The 18508-nt window shown below is 40.7% G+C and carries 16 protein-coding genes and 1 other RNA gene; 5 read left to right on the top strand and 12 right to left on the bottom strand.

Translation table 11 applies throughout. From position 1 onward, the window contains the following. Window positions 1-19: 19 nt before the first annotated feature. The 4 genes from prfB to xerD all read right to left on the bottom strand — a co-directional run bounded on the left by prfB (window position 20) and on the right by xerD (window position 4723). A protein-coding gene (prfB, locus tag B5G52_RS12175; RefSeq protein ID WP_135473160.1) for a peptide chain release factor 2 occupies window positions 20-1118 on the bottom strand; the annotation gives its coding sequence in 2 pieces (ribosomal slippage) (window positions 20-1042 and window positions 1044-1118; 1098 coding nt in all). A 131-nt stretch (window positions 1119-1249) separates the two neighbouring features. Beyond that, complete coding sequence (gene recJ, locus B5G52_RS12170; protein WP_087532920.1) at window positions 1250-2971, bottom strand: single-stranded-DNA-specific exonuclease RecJ; 1722 nt, start codon at window positions 2969-2971, stop codon at window positions 1250-1252. A gap of 77 nt (window positions 2972-3048) precedes the next feature. Continuing rightward, a complete protein-coding gene (gene dsbC, locus B5G52_RS12165) occupies window positions 3049-3777 on the bottom strand; it encodes a bifunctional protein-disulfide isomerase/oxidoreductase DsbC (RefSeq protein WP_087532919.1) in 729 nt (242 codons plus the stop codon). Between the two features lie 64 nt (window positions 3778-3841). After that, window positions 3842-4723 (bottom strand): site-specific tyrosine recombinase XerD, encoded by an 882-nt coding sequence (xerD, locus tag B5G52_RS12160; RefSeq protein ID WP_087532943.1) that lies wholly within the window; start codon window positions 4721-4723, stop codon window positions 3842-3844. A gap of 151 nt (window positions 4724-4874) precedes the next feature. Between xerD and fldB the strand changes: the two genes are divergently transcribed. Both fldB and B5G52_RS12150 read left to right on the top strand, forming a co-directional pair. Next, window positions 4875-5396 carry a flavodoxin FldB gene (gene fldB, locus B5G52_RS12155; RefSeq protein ID WP_087532918.1) on the top strand — a complete coding sequence of 174 codons (522 nt, stop codon included), beginning with the start codon at window positions 4875-4877 and terminating at the stop codon, window positions 5394-5396. A gap of 359 nt (window positions 5397-5755) precedes the next feature. Then, a complete protein-coding gene (locus B5G52_RS12150) occupies window positions 5756-6409 on the top strand; it encodes a hypothetical protein (RefSeq protein ID WP_087532917.1) in 654 nt (217 codons plus the stop codon). Window positions 6410-6419: 10 nt separating this feature from the next. On the opposite strand, the gene B5G52_RS12145 is transcribed toward B5G52_RS12150, so the two are convergent. Together B5G52_RS12145 and B5G52_RS12140 are read right to left on the bottom strand one after the other, a co-directional pair. Then, window positions 6420-8147: a DUF4153 domain-containing protein gene (locus B5G52_RS12145; RefSeq protein WP_087532916.1), complete on the bottom strand. Its 1728-nt coding sequence runs from the start codon at window positions 8145-8147 to the stop codon at window positions 6420-6422. Between the two features lie 62 nt (window positions 8148-8209). Continuing rightward, complete coding sequence (locus B5G52_RS12140) at window positions 8210-8908, bottom strand: tRNA1(Val) (adenine(37)-N6)-methyltransferase (protein ID WP_087532915.1); 699 nt, start codon at window positions 8906-8908, stop codon at window positions 8210-8212. Between the two features lie 76 nt (window positions 8909-8984). Here B5G52_RS12140 and srmB point away from each other — a divergent pair, with 76 nt between their 5' ends. Further along, the gene (gene srmB, locus B5G52_RS12135; protein WP_087532914.1) at window positions 8985-10217 is read left to right on the top strand and encodes an ATP-dependent RNA helicase SrmB; all 1233 of its coding nucleotides are present in this window, start codon (window positions 8985-8987) and stop codon (window positions 10215-10217) included. A gap of 54 nt (window positions 10218-10271) precedes the next feature. On the opposite strand, the gene B5G52_RS12130 is transcribed toward srmB, so the two are convergent. Beyond that, window positions 10272-12350 carry a S8 family serine peptidase gene (locus B5G52_RS12130; RefSeq protein WP_087532913.1) on the bottom strand — a complete coding sequence of 693 codons (2079 nt, stop codon included), beginning with the start codon at window positions 12348-12350 and terminating at the stop codon, window positions 10272-10274. 422 nt (window positions 12351-12772) lie between these two features. Here B5G52_RS12130 and B5G52_RS12125 point away from each other — a divergent pair, with 422 nt between their 5' ends. Further along, a complete protein-coding gene (locus tag B5G52_RS12125; protein ID WP_087532912.1) occupies window positions 12773-13102 on the top strand; it encodes a BON domain-containing protein in 330 nt (109 codons plus the stop codon). Between the two features lie 74 nt (window positions 13103-13176). Here B5G52_RS12125 and B5G52_RS12120 read toward each other — a convergent pair whose 3' ends face one another. From B5G52_RS12120 to B5G52_RS12105, 4 genes are read right to left on the bottom strand one after another with little or no spacing between them, the layout of a single operon-like run. Continuing rightward, the gene (locus B5G52_RS12120; protein ID WP_087532911.1) at window positions 13177-14343 is read right to left on the bottom strand and encodes an FAD-dependent monooxygenase; all 1167 of its coding nucleotides are present in this window, start codon (window positions 14341-14343) and stop codon (window positions 13177-13179) included. Further along, window positions 14340-15524 carry a 2-octaprenyl-6-methoxyphenyl hydroxylase gene (gene ubiH, locus B5G52_RS12115; RefSeq protein WP_087532910.1) on the bottom strand — a complete coding sequence of 395 codons (1185 nt, stop codon included), beginning with the start codon at window positions 15522-15524 and terminating at the stop codon, window positions 14340-14342. Before ubiH ends, B5G52_RS12120 begins: the two co-directional genes overlap by 4 nt. Before the next feature lie 16 nt (window positions 15525-15540). After that, complete coding sequence (pepP, locus tag B5G52_RS12110) at window positions 15541-16860, bottom strand: Xaa-Pro aminopeptidase (protein WP_087532909.1); 1320 nt, start codon at window positions 16858-16860, stop codon at window positions 15541-15543. A 22-nt stretch (window positions 16861-16882) separates the two neighbouring features. Beyond that, window positions 16883-17443 (bottom strand): UPF0149 family protein, encoded by a 561-nt coding sequence (locus tag B5G52_RS12105; protein ID WP_087532908.1) that lies wholly within the window; start codon window positions 17441-17443, stop codon window positions 16883-16885. 194 nt (window positions 17444-17637) lie between these two features. On the opposite strand from B5G52_RS12105, the gene ssrS reads away from it, so the two are divergent. Beyond that, window positions 17638-17821: non-coding RNA, 6S RNA (ssrS, locus tag B5G52_RS12100), on the top strand. A gap of 23 nt (window positions 17822-17844) precedes the next feature. On the opposite strand, the gene B5G52_RS12095 is transcribed toward ssrS, so the two are convergent. Next, a complete protein-coding gene (locus B5G52_RS12095; RefSeq protein ID WP_087532907.1) occupies window positions 17845-18423 on the bottom strand; it encodes an EamA family transporter in 579 nt (192 codons plus the stop codon). Between the last annotated feature and the right edge of the window lie 85 nt (window positions 18424-18508).

Raw genomic sequence — 18508 nt, 5'->3', positions numbered from 1 at the left:
CTCTTTTTTAGCTTGGTGGTTATAAACCAGATTTTAGGCTGGCTTCAATAAATTTGTCTAAGTTACCGTCAAGTACCGATTGGGTATTACGGTTTTCAACGCCAGTACGCAAATCTTTAATACGGGCGTCATCAAGTACATATGAACGAATTTGACTACCCCAACCGATATCCGATTTGGCGTCTTCTTGGCTTTGTTTTTCAGCATTTTGTTGTTGCAGTTCGAGCTCAAATAATTTTGCTTTTAACTGCTTCATCGCTTGCGCTTTATTTTTATGCTGAGAACGCTCGTTTTGACACTGTACAACCGTATTTGTTGGCACGTGGGTAATACGTACCGCAGATTCTGTGGTATTTACGTGCTGACCACCCGCACCTGATGCGCGGTATACGTCAATTCGTAAATCAGACGGGTTAATATCAATTTCGATATTATCGTCTATCTCAGGGTATACAAATGCTGAAGCAAAAGATGTGTGACGACGGCCACTTGAATCAAATGGACTCTTACGCACAAGACGATGAACACCTGTTTCTGTGCGCAACCAGCCATAAGCGTATTCACCAACAAAGCGTACTGTGGCGCCTTTGATACCCGCAACATCACCGTCAGTGGCTTCAACTAATTCAACTTTAAAGCCTTTCGCTTCACCCCAACGTAAGTACATACGCAGCAGCATGTTACACCAGTCTTGTGCTTCGGTGCCGCCTGAGCCAGATTGTAAATCTAAGTAAGCATCGTTTGAATCGTGGGGGCCTGAGAACATACGACGGAACTCTAAACCTTCGAGCTGCTCGTTTAAGTCATCTAGCTCGCTTTGCGCCTCGTTAAAAGTCTCTTCGTCTTCAGCTTCAATGGCAAGTTCAAGTAAACCTTCAACATCGTCGGCACCAGCAACAAGGTTGTCAATCGTTTCGACAACAGCCTCTAGTGCTGATTTTTCACGGCCAAGTGCTTGCGCACGTTCAGGCTCATTCCATACCGCTGAGTCTTCAAGTTCGGCGTTAACCTCTTCTAGGCGCTCTTGTTTATGAGCGTAGTCAAAGGTACCCCCGAAGCAGCTCGGTACGTTCGCGAATTTCCTTGATTTGATTAATCACAGGATTCACTTCAAACATCTACGTTACTCCAAAATGGCTGATTTACACGGCAATTTGCCCTATAAATTTCTTTAAATAATAAAAACGCCCGATTTTAACAAAAAACCGCGCGTTTTATTAGTACTTTATACGCCCTAGTGCGATATTTTTTAAGGGCTCTTTTGTAGCTCACGGACAATTAATTGCAGCGTATATTTACCTCTAAACTCATTTATATCCAGCTGATAAGCAACATCAACAAAACGCACTTCAGTGTCAGGCCACGCTTTAACGTCAACGCCAAATGCAATCGCATCTACCAAATGACCAGATTGATGTTTAAGCACTAGTTTTAAATGTTTTTCACCAACAATACGCTGCTGTACAACTTCAAAGGTGTGCTCAAACACTGGCTCAGGAAATTGCTGCCCCCATGGCCCTGCTTGTTTAATTAGCTGCGCAAAATCCATGTTAAAGCAATCAGCGGGTAACTCACCGTCAGTAAGAATAACGCACTGCTTATACTCTTCGCTTAATTGCGCGGTAACTGCTTGCTCAAAAGCCTGTTTAAACTCACTAAAGTGTTGTTCATTAATACTCAGTCCCGCAGCCATGGCATGACCACCAAACTTACTAATTAAATGTGGGTGTAAGGTATTCAAACGCTCGAGTAGGTCACGCATGTGCAGCCCTTCAATCGAACGGCAAGAGCCTTTGATTTCGCCATTATCACCACCAGCGAATATAACGGTGGGCCTGTGATACTTTTCTTTTAAGCGTCCCGCTAAAATACCAATTACACCTTGATGCCAATCTTGCTGATATAAACAAATGGCATCTGGTACGGTATCACTACTAAATGCTAGGCGGTCGAGTACCGCTTGTGCCTCAGCTTGCATGCCTTGCTCTATTTCGCGGCGCTCATGATTTAAGCTGTCGAGCTCGCCAGCAATACGCCTTGCTTGATTTAAATCCGCTGATAACAAACACGCTATCCCTAAGCTCATATCATCTAAGCGCCCTGCTGCGTTTAAGCGTGGTGCTAATGAAAAACCAAAGTCACTGGCACTTAAGCGTGCAGCATTGCGATTTGCAACTTCAATTAATGCGATAATCCCTGGGCGGGTATTGCCACTGCGAATTCGTGCTAACCCCTGATGCACTAAAGTGCGATTATTCGCATCCAGCGCGACCACATCCGCCACTGTACCAAGCGCAACGATATCAAGTAATTCAGCTAAATTGGGTGGTTGTTGCTGTTCAAAGTGGCCTAAATCACGTAATGCACTCCTCAGTGCTATCAGTAGATAAAACGCGACCCCAACACCTGCAATTGATTTAGATGGAAAATCGCAGTCGTGACGGTTTGGGTTAACTATAGCATCGGCATTTGGTAATTGCTCACCTTGCAAGTGGTGGTCAGTTACTAGGACTTTAATTCCTGCGGCTTTAACAATCTCAATACCTGCAATACATGAAATACCATTATCAACAGTGATCACTAAATCTGGCGCTATTGTGACTATTTGCTCAGCAAGCGCTGGGCTTAGTCCATACCCGAGGCTAAATCGGTCAGGAATAAGGTAATCTAAATGGGCAAAACCAAACATGCTCAGGCCGTGCATTAATGTTGCGGTACTGGTAGCACCATCAGCATCAAAATCACCCACAATAAGAATTTTACTTTGTGTTTGCAACGCCCAGATTAATAGCTCAGTAGCTTTATCAATATCTTTAAACAACCTAAAATCATGCAATGTGGCTGCGCTATTATTTAGTTCATCGGCATGGCTTACTTGGCGATTGGCGTAAATTTGCTTAATAACTGGGTGTAAATTATTGGGTAGGTGTGAGTCATCAACACATTGTCGAGCTTGAATTATTTTTTTCATGCAGCAGGCGATACTTTTAAGCTAGGAGAGCTAACAAAAAAAGGCCTAAAACGGCCTTTTTTAAACGTTTTATTTAATTATGAAGACTTGTTCGCTTCAAGTGCAGCACTAAGCGCTGCCGCAGGTTGGTAACCTGGGATCATGGTACCATCTTCTAAAATAATAGCTGGTGTGCCACTAATACCAAAACTCTGACCTAACTGATAGTGTTCAGCAACTGGTGCAGCACAACCTTGTATCACTTTAGTGTCAGCGCCTGCTTTTGCCTCAGTGAGTGCTTCTTGTTGATCTTTGGCACACCAAACATTCATTAAATCAGCATAACCAGAACCTTGTAAACCGCCACGTGGGAACGCTAAATATTTAACAGTAATACCCGCCTCGAGTAAATCGTCAAGCTCACGGTGTAATTTACGGCAATAACCACAGCTGATATCTGTAAAAACAGTAATACTGTGTTTTTCATTTGGCGCTTTGTAAACAATCATTGAGTTTTCGTATTCAGATAACCCCTCTTTACGAACACCGTTAAGAGCCTGTTCGGTTAAATTACTACGATTGTTTAAGTCAATTAAGGTGCCCTGCATTAAATATTGGCCATCTGCACTTGCGTACAATACACCTTTATCGGTAATTAACTCTTTCAATCCAGCCACAGGGCTTGGATTAATATGCTTTACAGTAACGCCTAGCTCAGCAAACTTAGTCACAATTGGGTCATTGGCATCAGGTACGGCTAATACACCATTTGCAAACGCACTTAAACTGGTGCCTAACATTGCACCGGCTAATACTAACTTTTTCATATTGTTCTCTTATATCCTGATAATTCATCTTTACTATGACCGCTAGTGTACTAAAAAAATTTCACTAAGCACGCGGGTGATGTTGCTGATGTACCGATTTTAATCGTTCATTCGCAACATGGGTATAAATTTGTGTCGTCGATAAATCGCTATGCCCTAACATCATTTGCACAACTCTAAGGTCTGCACCATGATTAAGTAAATGCGTTGCAAAAGCATGACGCAGCGTATGGGGCGATAAAGGCGACTCAACCGATGCCAAAATAGCATAGTGTTTGATCCGATGCCAAAAAGTTTGTCTCGTCATGCCTACTCCGCGTTTAGAGGGAAACACAAAATCGGTGGCATGCTTGATCATTTGCCCGCGCCCTAATTTTAAAAACTGCTCAAGCCAATACATGGCTTCTTCGCCAAGTGGCACCAAACGCTCTTTATTGCCTTTGCCTTTAACAAACACAACAGACTGGCGCATGTTTATTTGCTCCATGCGTAAACCAACAAGCTCACTGACCCGCAAGCCCGTAGCATATAAGAGCTCTAACATGGCTTTATCGCGCAGCCCCATGGGTTCATCAACATTGGGGGCTGCAAGTAATGCTTCAACTTCATTTTCAGAAAGCGTTTTAGGTAGTGTCTGGCCCGCTTTTGGCTGAGCGATATTCACCATCGGCGATTCACTCATGTACTTCTCGCGTACTAAATATTGATAAAAGCGTTTTAACGCACTAATGCTACGCGCTGTGCTGCGTGGCTTTAAACCTAAATCAACCCGATGCGCTAAATAACTTTCAATGTCTAAGGCCGATACCGTGAGTAAATCTTGCCCCTCTAAAAATAAACAGAACTTATCTAGGTCACTTCGATATGCAGATAACGTGTTATCACTAACATGCTGCTCAAGATAAAGATTATCTAAAAACGACTCAAGATAGTCGCTATTGTTAATAAGCTCATCTTGGTGCTCTGTAAGTGGGCTTAATGATTCATTTTTTGCAAACTTAGTCACAGTTGTTCCATTTTAATCAAGGTATCAATTAGTAATACCTTACGGTAAACTTGAGCCTATCATATCAGGCAAACACACAGTGATAAATACGATGCAAATTGGTTTATTTTACGGCTCTACAACATGCTATACCGAAATAGCAGCAGAAAAAATCCGCGATATTATTGGGCAAGACATTGTCAGTTTACATAACATCAAAGATGAGCCTCTAAAAAATGCAGAGAATTACGACTTTATCATCTTTGGTATTTCAACGTGGGACTTTGGTGAGTTACAAGAGGATTGGGAATCAATCTGGGATGACATTAAAGACGTTAACCTAACCGGAAAAACCATCGCCTTATTTGGCATGGGCGACCAGCAGGGTTACGGCCAATGGTTTCAAGATGCGCTAGGTATGCTACATGATGAAATTAGCAGTCAAGAGTTTACTCAATTAGGCTTATGGCCTAACGATGCTAGCTACGAATTTGAAGCATCAAAAGCACTCACCACCGATGGTAAACATTTTGTCGGCCTTGCTCTTGACGAAGACAGCCAATATGAGCAGAGCGATGAGCGCATAGCTAGTTGGGTTGAGCAAGTAATGACCGAGTACAGTGAAAGCCTTTAATTAACAAAAGGTTGTTCCTTGCTGTGTCCTCAAAATTAAAAGCGATTTAAGTTGGTTATCAAACAACTCTCTTTTGTTTAGGGTCTATTGACCTTTGCGGATTAAAGCTTATTCAAACTAGGGGCGGTTTAATCACGGCGCGAGGTTTGTAACCTCGAGGGCTAAGTATAAATCGCTTCTAACGCCTTGATATTAAGCCTCTGTGAAGCGCTGAATTCTGCATCTTGAGGTGGTTTGTGTAGACATATTCCCATCACTCCTTTTACCTTGTTTAATACAAAAAATTACATTTTTATACACATTAATACTAAGTGATGAATTATGATTTATGCGTTCAAATAAATTAAAAGGATTTACCTATGTTCAAAAAAACAATTAGCTTGTTATTATTTCCTATAGCTTTTACTGGCTGTAATTCTGAAGACTTAGAAACCGCAAATTTTGGTTCTAGCTTTTACAAAAATGACTACACATTAGTAAATGCTACAGATCTAGAGATTGATTATCATATAGCTAATACACAGCTAGATGGAGATCCCCGTGATGTAGAGAAAAACAAGTATTATATAGATACACTTTCAACTGACTCAGAGCCCAAATCAGTCACTCATGAACACAACACTAATCGAGAAATCACCTTTTATATTCAAGATCATACTCACAAGACTAAACGAGTAAAAAAAACATACAAAGTGAAAAACGAACAAGATTATCACTTTATTGCTTGGCAAAATAATGAACGACTCAACTTAAGCATCATTCAAAATCAAAGTAAAAATAAAAGTAGCTTTTTCGCTATCCGATTTTTAGCGTCAACAGATATGCCAATTACAATTAATAGTAAAACCTTTAATCTCGAGCAAGGTGAAATAAGTAATTGGTATTATGTTGATGACTGTAATTCAGATATTAAATTTAATAATGAACCTTTGTCTATTTGTCATACATCATACGATAATTCATATACTCTTGTTCTAGACAAATCAGGGATCAAAGCAACGATCACAGAGTGAACGAGTAATTTTAATTTTCTATTTCATTTGTGACTTTAAATACTGCATCACCGACTCTTAAGTGGTTATATTGAGGCTGCTCTACGCTTATATCATTGGCGTTTATTAGACTTTTTAACCACTTGATTTGGTCTGGGTTATCCGTAGTCATGTAGTATTGCTGCCATTTACTACCATTATGAGACCATAATTTAGCATTGGTGAAATCATTTGTTTCATCAATGAAAACATAATCTAACTGCTCATCGTTATTTAAATCAATAGCGACAAAATAAAATGAATAACTATGCAAAGGCGCCCAGTTGCTAAAATGCATGCTATTGAATACAGCCTCAATCAATTCATCAGAAAACACCTCTTGTTCTGGCCAAAATACACTGTGGGCAATAAATTCAGAGAGGGTTGTAGACTTTTCTGCGGTTTTAAAATCAGTGTTTACATACATTCGCTCAATAATTGTCACTTGCTCTGGGTGCGAGTTTTTTATTTGCGCTTTCAAATCTTGCATTGCAAGATAACCTTGCCGTCCCAGATTTGATGCAAAGTAATTATAATCAAACTCTTCAAGCGTGACTTTACCATCATTTAAGCGCGCAATCTGGCTATCACTCGCGATACGTTGAAAATTTAACAAAGGTGAATTTACCAGCAGCATACTTACCAGCACAATGAGCCCCATGCCAATATTGACCTTGTTTTGAACCTCAAGCCACGCATCACGCTTTTTGATAATCCCAACTAAATAGCCAAACGAAAAACACGCCAGTAGAAAGCACATTAAAATGGCCCAGCATCTAGCAACACTTAAGCCATATTGATCAACACGTAACCACAACCCATAAGCCGCAATTAAGCTATAAATAGGTAATAAACCAACACCTATAATAATCAATCTATGTAATACAACATTGTAAGGGCGCTGTAATGACGCCTGTTGATAAACCGTATTTATAAAAAAGAGTGTTAATAGTTGCAGCCACAACACTAACGAAGTCCCCCTGCCTGTTTGCCATAATTTTTCAAGCCCAGCAAAGGGTAAAGTCGCTAAAAAGCCAAAAGAAACAATAGTTAAAACAGGCAGTAAAAACTTGATTAGAACTTGCAGTAATGTTGCTATGCTTTGCTCTGCATTTAACAAGCTTCTAAATACAATGCTCGCAAAAGCAAACGCTAAGGTAATTGTAGGGATCCAAAACCATTCTTTTCTTAATAGCGTTGTGAAAAATTCAATGTCCAACGCGTCAAATAAGGCTGCGCCTAAATTTAAAATGCCCCAGAAAATTAATACAAATAACCAACACTCTATAAATAAAAGAAAATTACGCCATGAAAGTTTAAACAACTGAGCATAATGAATCGCCTCTTTATCTATAAACTGCTGGATATACATTAAAGCTTTAAAGCTTGCTACCAAAGAGGTCATTACAAACGTAGCAGTTAGCCAATCATTATCAATAAACGCTAACGGGTAATGCTCAGATCCAATGTATGCGCCCAATAGTGACAACAATAAGCAAAAAGGAAGCAAATAAATAAGCAGTTTTTTTATATTACCTTGCTCCACAGCGAGTAAGGTCAGTAAAGGAAAACTGATTACAAATGTAGCTAAAGAGGTAAACCAAATAGGGTCGGCGGCGGGCCATGTTGCGGCTTCAAGGCTGCGATATAACAATGTTAAAGCAATCCCTTGTAACACTGCTAGCAGTATCATGAGTGATTTAGGTAATTGATTATCCATATCTATTTACTCCGAGTCATTTTGGTCAGTGTGCGTTATTTGTACCTACTATTCAATAAAGCTTACATTTTTAAGTAAAAGTCCTTACACAGCTTAACAAAATCATCACTGTATTGGCCGTCTTCATTATGAATAATTAAATGCTGAGGATTGCAATCAACCTCTTGATAGCCAAAACACATTAAGCTGCGCGTTGCAGGCTTAGTTTTTTTAGTTTGCACTAAACAAAGATGTTGTAAATAAAGCCCTTGCGCAGACGCTTGTGCTATAAATAATTGAGCTTCGCTGCTTGGTAAAATTAAGTTAAACAGTGCAGCATGATGCGTTAATCGTTTAAATGCAGCAATCAACTGGCTAAAACTCAAGCCGTCAGTATGGCGTGCCGCGTTTCGTGCGGTATCATCCCCTTTTAAACTATTATTAAAGTAAGGAGGATTGCTGATCACCACGTCAAATAGTTCATCAGCTGCAAAATTTTGAATACTTTGATGGAAAAGTGCAATATCAGGCCAAGGGCTATTTGCGATATTTTGTTTTGCTTGAATGTAAGCAGGCTCGTCTATTTCAACAGCGGTTATAACCAAGTTAGCAGCGCGCTGTTTGCACATTAATGCAAGTAAACCAGTGCCAGTGCCAATATCAAGCGCTCTTTGACCGCTGACTAATTTTGCCCACGCTCCCAGTAAAATGCCATCGGTCGATACCTTCATAGCGCATTGGTCATGCTCGACTTTAAATTGTTTAAACACAAAACCTGACATTTTTTCACCTTTTCGTTCACCAACCGCAGTATAGCGCGTATAATTAACGTCAATTGTCCTCTATTTTTGACACTCTATGCAATTTTCTGATTTTGATATCGATAACAAGTTACTAAACGCCGTCGCTAAAATGGGTTATGAGACCCCAACCAGCATTCAGCAACAAGCTATTCCTGAAGCACTGCAAGGGCGTGATATTTTAGCATCAGCGCCTACAGGCACAGGTAAAACCGCTGCATTTTTAATTCCAGCAATTCAATACTTACTGGATTTCCCACGCCGCGAGCCTGGCTTTGCGCGAGTGTTAATTATGACCCCGACCCGTGAACTTGCGTATCAAATTCATGAACAATGTGAGTTACTTGCCAAACAAACACATTTAAAAATAGGTGTGGTTACAGGCGGTATTAATTACGGCACGCATAAAGAAATTTTTGAAAAAAATAACGATATCTTAATCGCTACCCCTGGGCGATTAATGGAATACTTAGAAACAGAAAACTTTCATGCTGAAAATGTTGAGATGCTTATTTTAGATGAAGCAGACCGTATGTTAGATATGGGCTTTCGTAAAGAAATGCTGCGCATTTGTGATGAAGCTAAAAACCGTCGTCAGTGCTTTCTATTTTCAGCAACACTTGAAGGCGACAGCGTAGAGCAATTCGCAGAGCGTATTTTAAATGATCCGGCACTGCTTGAAGCAGAGTCGTCACGTAAAGAAAAAGCTAAGATCCATCAATGGGTACATTTAGCCGATGACTACCATCATAAGCTTGAGCTATTAGTTAATACCTTAAATGGCCCAGATGTCAGCAAAGCAATTGTGTTTGTTAAAACTCGAGAGCGCCTTGAAACCCTCATTGGTGAACTCACCAACAACGGGGTAAAAGCAGCCTGGTTACGTGGCGAAATGCCACAAGACAAACGCATGAAAGCAATGGAAAACTTCCACAGTGGCCGTACCAAAATATTGGTTGCAACAGATGTTGCCGCACGCGGTATTGATGTAGCTGACATTAGCCATGTCATTAACTTTGATATGCCACGTACCGCCGACGTATATGTACATCGTATTGGTCGTACTGGTCGCGCAGGTAAAAAAGGCATCGCGATTTCATTAGTGGAAGCGCACGATGTGGCCGTTTTAGCTAAGGTTGAGCGTTACACTGAGCAAAAACTTAAACGCCGCGTAATAAAAGGCATTGAGCCACAGCATAAAGAAGCTAAAATGCCAGTCAAGAAACTAAAAGATCCAGCTAAAATTAAAGCCCGTAAAAAGGCGAAGGCAAAAGTTAAAAAGAAAAAATAACCACAATTAAAAAAGCCGAGCACTTACAAGCTCGGCTTTTTACTTTTATGGCTGTTATTGGCACGCACCTAAATCTTTCCATACCGCCCATGCTGATGAATTATCTGCTGGATTAGCACCTTGCGTCCACCATTTAGCTTGGTAACGAATACCGTTATATGCGACCTCATTACCTGCGGTATAAGCTGTGGTTGCACTCCACATAGGCAACCCACTACAAGCTGGAGGTGTACTATCATCCGTTACTGTAACCGTTTTAACCAAACTATGGCTAAACCCCTGCGCATCACTCACCGTTAAGGTTACATCATATAAACCTGAAACTTGATAAGTATGGCTCGGTGTTTTTGTATTAGCAGTCACACCATCACCAAAGTTCCAATTAGAAGCAGTTACCGCCACATCATCCGTTGATAAATTACTAAAGCTAACAATCAACCCATTTACACTATAATCAAAATTAGCCTTAGGTGCTTGATTGTCGTCTCCAGAATTATGACAATCACCTTGATATGACCATACATTCGAGAAAATTGCCGGATTTGCTCCAGTAGACCACCATGTGGCTTTATATTTCGCTTGTTCAAATTCAACTTGATCTGCAATCCGGTATGCTTTTGTCGCATCCCAACTTGCAAGACCATCACAACCATCTTCTGATGATGTAATTGTCACAGTTTGACTTCGTCGGCTTGTTTGTCCAATTGTATCTGTTACTTCTAAAGTAACGCTGTAGTTACCATCAACAGCAAATATGTGCGTTGGATTTTCAACGGTTGATGAATTACCATCACCAAAGCTCCAGTTATAACTGCTGATCCCTTTATCATCCGTAGAGGTATTATTAAAAGTAACCTGTTTATCATTTACGGTTGCACTGAAACTTGCAACAGGCGCATTATCAACATCACTGCCACCACCACATTCTGATTGTGCTAAATAATCGTAAGCTGCTTTTGCTTTAACAATTCCAAAGCCATATGACGTATCTCGTCCTGGCGTACCTCTATCTTCTGCGCTCACATTTAACGCATCTCGAATTTGCTGGTTACTACAATTAGGGTAATGACTCCATACTAGCGCAGCCACACCCGATACATGCGGTGTCGCCATTGAAGTACCACTAATGCTTTTATAGCCACCATTATTCCAAGTCGAATTTGTACCTACGCCTGGAGCCGCTAGTTCAACTTGAGCATTATATTGAGAGAACGATGCTTTATTACCAGATTGATCAACCGCCGCCACCGATACTACCGAATCATAAGATGCCGGGTAGCTTAACGCGCTATTGGCATCATTACCCGCCGCTGCAATATGCAACATACCTTGCGCATAGCTATTAGCAAAAGCTTGACGTTCAGCATTTGATGATTGCGAACCACCTAAACTCATACTGGTAACGCTTGCACCAGCCGATTGACATTGGCCAATTGCAGCAACGAGATCTGAGCCATATGCCCAATTACCTTGGTCATTAAATACTTTTACAATATGTAGCCCTAATTGACCTGAAGAATTAACACCAACAACACCTAAGCCATTACCACCAAGTGCTGCAATTGTTCCAGCTACATGGGTGCCGTGCCCATTACCATCATTGTACCAATTCCCTGTATTATTAGCTCCATAACCATCACTTCCTGTTATGCCTGTATTAGGCAAATCTGGGTGGCTAAGGGTATAGCCTGTATCCATAATACATACTTTTTGGTTACCAGTGAGATCATCAGAGAGCTGTTGAGCCTGAACCATAGTAATGCCATAAGGTGTACTTTCAGCCATTAAGTAACGTTTAGGATCCACTTCAATAGTCGCCACTTCAGAGTTTTGTAATAACCGTTGTTTTTGTTCTGCTGTTAGCATAACGGCCATAGCATTTACCCCAGGCAAAGGTTGAATAACATCAATATTCACCTGTGTGGCAATGTTATTCATTAAACTACGTTTCATATCATTAACCTGTGCTTGGCTACGGGCGAAGGTAGTATGCATCGCAGTTGTTTGCTCAGATAAATGCACAATAAAACGTTCTGCTTCAACCTGCTCGGCCATCACAGAGCCTGCAGCTGATAATAAAATAGCACTTGTTAATGCGGTTATTTTGAATCTAGGGGTCTTTGACACGCTCATTTTATATTCCTTGGATGTAAAAATTTTGCGCTGTAAATTAACATTTAATTCACAACCCTCTTATAGAAACATGCAAAGACAACGCTGTCAACTTAGTTCATACAAAAATACTCCCTCCCCTATTAAACTTAGTTATTGGCTGGTACAAGTTTAAGACTCAGGAAATACGCTTATTTATGTTATGGAACAAATTCGCGGTGTTGCTCAGTCAAAGTGTAAATAAAATATTTTAACTTTTAGCCGCCAAACTCATCGTTCTATTGGGCAAAGAGTTTTTTACTTATTCGAATGTAAAAAATACCCAAGTTAGATTTAATTTTCACATGATAAAATTAAATACCTAGTATTTTCATAAGGTTAATTATTGGAATGGTATTTGTAATTAAGAATATATCTTTAATTAAGCAAGCTTGAGGGAAATCATGAACCGCTTCAAATTAACCGTATCACTTATATCGCTTAGTTGTGTTTTTTTACTTGCCTGTGCAACGCAAGTGAGTGCAGCGCCAAGCAGTATTATGGTCAGTAGCGCTTCAACTCAACCCACTTTACAACAGCTTACAGTTAACAAGTTACTTAACAACCCAAACTTAAACCTCTCACAGCTAAACTTAACCGTGATAGGTAACAAAATTGAATTAAATGGCATCGCGAGCAACGGTTTTGAACGTGCCCTTGCGCAAAAATTTATCGAGAACACTCAAGGTATAGAGATCATAGAAAATAAAATGCTCGTTGAGCTAGAACAATAAATACCGATTTTAAAGAATTACACTCCCCTTGTTGAGCGCCATTGGCGCTCTTTTTTTTATACACGCCGCTGCTTTTATTTACCAATCGCTTGTTTGGCAAAAAGATGTTTTATCGGCCCTAGGTTATCAACCATGCTCAAACCAACACCGCGTATCAACTTTTTAACTGGGTGAGTACCTGCAAATAACTCTTTTAAACCTTGCATCATAGCAATATGCTTTTGCGCATCGAGCTTGCGGGTGCGTTCGTAATCACGCAAGGTGCGATCACTGGCAAACTCTGTATTTTGCTCACTGAGTAATTCAATCAAATAACTGGCATCTTTCAGGCCTAAATTCATCCCAAGCCCTGCGAGGGGGTGAATTGTATGTGCAGCATCGCCGATGAGCACCACTTTACCTGCAACCCATTGCTGGGCGTAACGCATTTTAAGTGGAAATGCAGCACGCTGACTTTGTATCTCGCATAAACCACACTGACCATCCAGTGCAGCCATAACCGCTTTATTAAAATCAGCATCATCCATCGCTAATAGGGACTGACAATGCTCAGGGCTCGTTGACCAAACAATTGAATGCGTGTGTTTATCTGTCAGAGGTAAAAATGCTAATGGCCCAGTAGGTAAGAATACCTGGCGTGCAGTATTATTATGTGGCTCGGCGGTTTTTACCGTCGCAACAATCGCATTATGATCATAATCTTTAAACGTGATAGGTAAGTTAAACTGTTTTCGAATTGAAGAGTTAGCACCGTCCGCTGCCACCAAAAGCTTAGCAATAATTGGTTCACCTGATTCAAGAGTAACAAATACATCATTTTCACTTTGATGAATTTGTTGATACCGCGTTTCAAACATCAGGGTCGCTTGACTGTGCTTTTCAAGCTCATTTATTAATGCATAGCGAATAATGTCATTTTCTACAATGTGACCTAACTGAGGTAAATCAAGCTCATCGCTATTAAATGCTATTTTACCAAAGCTATCTTGATCTCGAACATCCATATGGGTGTATGCGCGAGCGCGCTGAGCAACAATTTGTGGCCACACACCAATTGATTCAAATAACGCTTGGCTAGCAAGGCTTAATGCACTGACACGCAAACCATAATCATCACCTGGTAATTGCTGTTTCGCAGCGGCATCAATGACAATGACACTAACGTTAGCTTTTGCTAAACCCAGTGCAAGTGTGAGCCCCACACACCCGCCACCAACTACACATACTTGTGCTTGTTTCATAGTCGTTTACCTTGCTTTACTTGCCCCATCAATTGTTTTGCTAACGGAGCTTTAAATGAAGAACATAAATCCATTGTGAATAAACCGCAGCTGCGGCCGAATGCTAAAACACGAGAGGTGTTTGAAAATAATCGAACCAAGCCATCGGTTAGCGTCATAACAGTATTTATATCTTGGCTTCGCAGCTGAGCGTAATGACGCAAAAATGCATAACTCCCAATCTCATGCTCCCCTTTTGTTAAGTCACATAGTACTTGTATATCACGCAAACCTAAATTAAAACCCTGCCCTGCGATAGGGTGAATAGCATGCCCTGAGTTGCCTATTAATAAGGTGCGATGGCTATAGAGTGAGTCCGCACGGCCATAAACGAGTGGATAGCTGGTGCGTACACCTGCTTTAACAAATTGTCCGGCGCGATAACCAAATGCATTTTGTAGTGCCATGATGAATGCCATATCATCAAGCGCCATATGCTGCTTGATTTGCTCAGGCTCCATACACCATACTAATGAGTAACGGTTCTTGCTCATAGGTAGTAGTGCTATAGGCCCGTGCTCTGTGAAACGTTCAAATGCATGGTCATGATGACCACCCGCCACTTCAATGTTCGCAATAATCGCGCCTTGTGAATAAGGCTCGGTTGTAAAGTTAATATTGACTAATTGTCGCGTTGGGGACTGTGCGCCATCAGCAATGATCACAAGTTTTGCGTTTAACTCAGCCCCCGACTCAAGTGTTAGCTGTGCTGAATCTACTTGGTAATTCAAACTTGCAATGGTGTCAGGACAAAATACTTTAACCGCGGTATTCATTAATTGATTATGTAAAGACCGGCCAAATGGATTAACCTCAACTACATAACCCAAAGCGCTTTGCGCAAATTCATTGCAATCAATATGTGTTTTACCAAAATGACCGCGATCTGACACGCTAACTTGTTTAATAACAGCTGCAAACGAAGCTTGTGGGTCAAATATATTGGCAGTTTGTAAAAATTGCACCGACTGTTGGGCTAGTGCAATACTGCGATCATCAAAACTCGGGTGATAATCATCACTGGGTTGATTAGCTTCAACAACCGCGATAGATAAATCAGATGCGCCACTGGCAAGGCTTAACGCACAACTCGCCCCCGCTAAGCCGCCACCGATTATTACAACATCAAACTGTTCTGCCACGCTTTACTCCTAGGGTTTAGTTAGCCTTTAGGCTCATAAGCGCTTCAATTTCACGGATACTTTTAGGCACACTTTGAGTCAAGTTTTCATAACCTTGCTCTGTAACTAGTAGGTTATCTTCAATACGAATGCCAATACCTTTAAATTGCTCTGGTGCTTTAGCATCAAGACTAATATAAAGCCCAGGCTCAATGGTAAGCACCATGCCAGCTTCAAATGAGCGTTCTTTTTCATCTTGCTTGTAGTCACCAACATCGTGCACATCTAAACCAAGCCAATGACCAAGGCCGTGCATATAAAACGCCTTACACGCTTGGCTAGCCAAAAGCTCGTGTAATTCACCTTGCAGAATACCTAAATCAATTAAGCCTTGAGTAAGTACGATCATTGCGCGTTTATTTGCTTTTGAAAGGCAACCACCAGGTTTAACTTCAATGAATGCAGCTTCTTGAGCAGCTAATACGATATTATAGAGCTGAGCCTGAGGCTCACTGAATTGACCATTTACAGGAAAGGTACGCGTTATATCCGCAGCATAACCTTGTAGCTCACAACCCGAATCAATAAGCACTAAATCACCATCGTTTAACACATCACAATTATCGGTATAGTGTAAAATATTAGCATTATCGCCTCCACCAACAATGGTGCCATAAGCAGGATAACGCGCACCGTTCATCGCATAGTGATGATGTAGCTCAGCCTCTAATTGATACTCAGTCGCGCCCGGTTTAGCAAATTGCATCGCTCGAATATGCCCTTGGGCACTAATTTCACATGCACTGCGCATAATATTCACCTCTGCAGGTGATTTAAATAAACGCATTTCATGGATCAAAGCGCTAATATCTTTAATCGTTGTAGGTGCTTTTAATGTACGGTTACTTCGCAGTGTGCCTAATAATGACCACACTTTGTCATCAAACTTTGGATAACTACCTTGTGCATAAAATAATATCTGCTGGCCGTTCACCAAATTCAATAATTGTTCAGTTAGTTCACTGAGTGCACATGTTTGGTCGAATAAGTAATCTTTTTTCGCTTTTTCAAAACCAATTCGGCGACCATGCCATATCTCCGCAAGTTTATCCTTGTTTAAACAAAACAGTGTGCTTTGCTTATCACTAAGGGTAGATAACACTAATACCGCGTCTGGTTCATTGAACCCTGTTAAGTAATAAAAGTCGCTATCTTGGCGAAAGGCATAGTCAGTATCTCGACTGCGAGTAACTTCGCTAGCAGCAGGGATAATTGCAACACTATTTGGCCCCATAAGCGAAAGCAAGTGTTCTCGACGCGCTTTAAATTCGGCTTTATCAATACACACTGTTGGCATAGTTAACCCTGCTTTGCTGTTTTTAGTGAAGTGTTTTTTTCGTGTCAGTGGTTTGCTCTTTGCCAAGCTCAGCAAAACATAACAATGCAGAAACTCGTACGTACTCAATTACTTCATGAAGCGCTTGAGCGTCCTCTTCAGTTTCATCAAACATGGTGTCTAGACGCGTAATTTCACTAAAATCACTGATCACTTCTTTCACGTCAGCCGACAGTTTACCGTAATCTTTTTGTTTTAAACCAAAACCAAGCATAAAACCGGCAACCCAAGACACCAAACCATTCGCTTGATCTATTAAAGTTTCATCATCGCTTGGTAAAAATAAGTCAAACTGAAACTCTTCACCACTAAAGCTTTCAACAACCTGCTTATAAATAGTGGCAAAAAAGGTTTTTAGATCATTACTGAATGCTTGGCCATCATTAAACACATCGCTTAATAACGCTAAGTAATCTTTGGCTTCAATGTTCAAACCACATGCGAGTAAACCACTGATCACGCCGTGGGCTTCTGCTGGGGAAACAAAAATTTGGTTTTTTTCCAATAGGAGTTGGGCTTGTTGGTAATCTGGTAATTCGCTCATGATAATATCTTCACTGTGGGATTTAACTCAATGCTACCACTCGATAAATAGCAACTCCAATTAATTGTATGATTGAGGTCAAAAAGCAATCCGAAAAGTAAATAGCCAGTTACCAGCGTTGAAAAACCAAGCAAGTGATAGAAGTTTTTTCAATTTGGGGTGTAAGGTTTGGTTTATGTCTTATATACTAAAGGCGTTCCCTAGGTTGTTGGAGCTTGGTTAAGTCCCTGAGCCGATAAATTTTATGTTAGGGTTTCTGTTCGTCTACTATTGTGCAAGCTCGGCATGTACCGAGAAGCCTACGGTAAACCGCAGATCCCCGCCCTGAGACCTTATGGTTTCAGGACTAATACCGAGTACCACATACTTGGGGAACACTTCCTACTTCACTGTTCAGCTATTTAAACGCCTAATTTCCAATAATCCAAATACCTCGGTCCAAAGGTGTTCAATAAACTGGCTAAAATTATCAACCCTGTGCCGACAACTTGAAGCCAAGTCATATTGGTATCGTAAAATAATATTTGAAACAAAAAAGCAAAAATGAGATTCGTGTAGATCAGCGGTGCTAACTCTGAATTTGATGCCACTAAGCAATACGCTTTAGAGCGGTAAAACTGTGTTGATGCAGTGCTAAAACCAAGCATAATCAGCAAAGTTACAACTCCCCAACTCAACTCGTTCATGTGTATTAAACTTGCCGTATAATTGGGTTGTGTAATCGTAAGCATTGGCATAACAATCATAGCTGCAAATGCAAAACTCCAACCATTAATTACCATAACAGGTAAGTCCACTTTACTGGCTCGAAACAACGCAACTTGCGAGCAGCCATTAAAGAAACCGGCCGCCAACCCGAGTAATAAGTCCCAGCGCCAAATGATACCTTGTGTCGTCATATTTTGAATAACAACACCTAAAGCCATTAAAGTAAATGTGGACAACAACATAAATAAGCTAGGCTTAAAGTGAAGAGGCATAAATTAAATTCCGAATAGAAAATACTTTTTAACAGTATTTTCAGCAAGATAATGAGGGTGACGGTAATTTAACTTGAATCTAATT

The organism is Pseudoalteromonas sp. A601 (genome assembly GCF_002165575.1).
Classification (GTDB): Bacteria; Pseudomonadota; Gammaproteobacteria; order Enterobacterales; family Alteromonadaceae; genus Pseudoalteromonas.
Note: the sequence above shows the minus strand (reverse complement) of the source record. Positions and strands in the feature narration are given on the sequence as shown.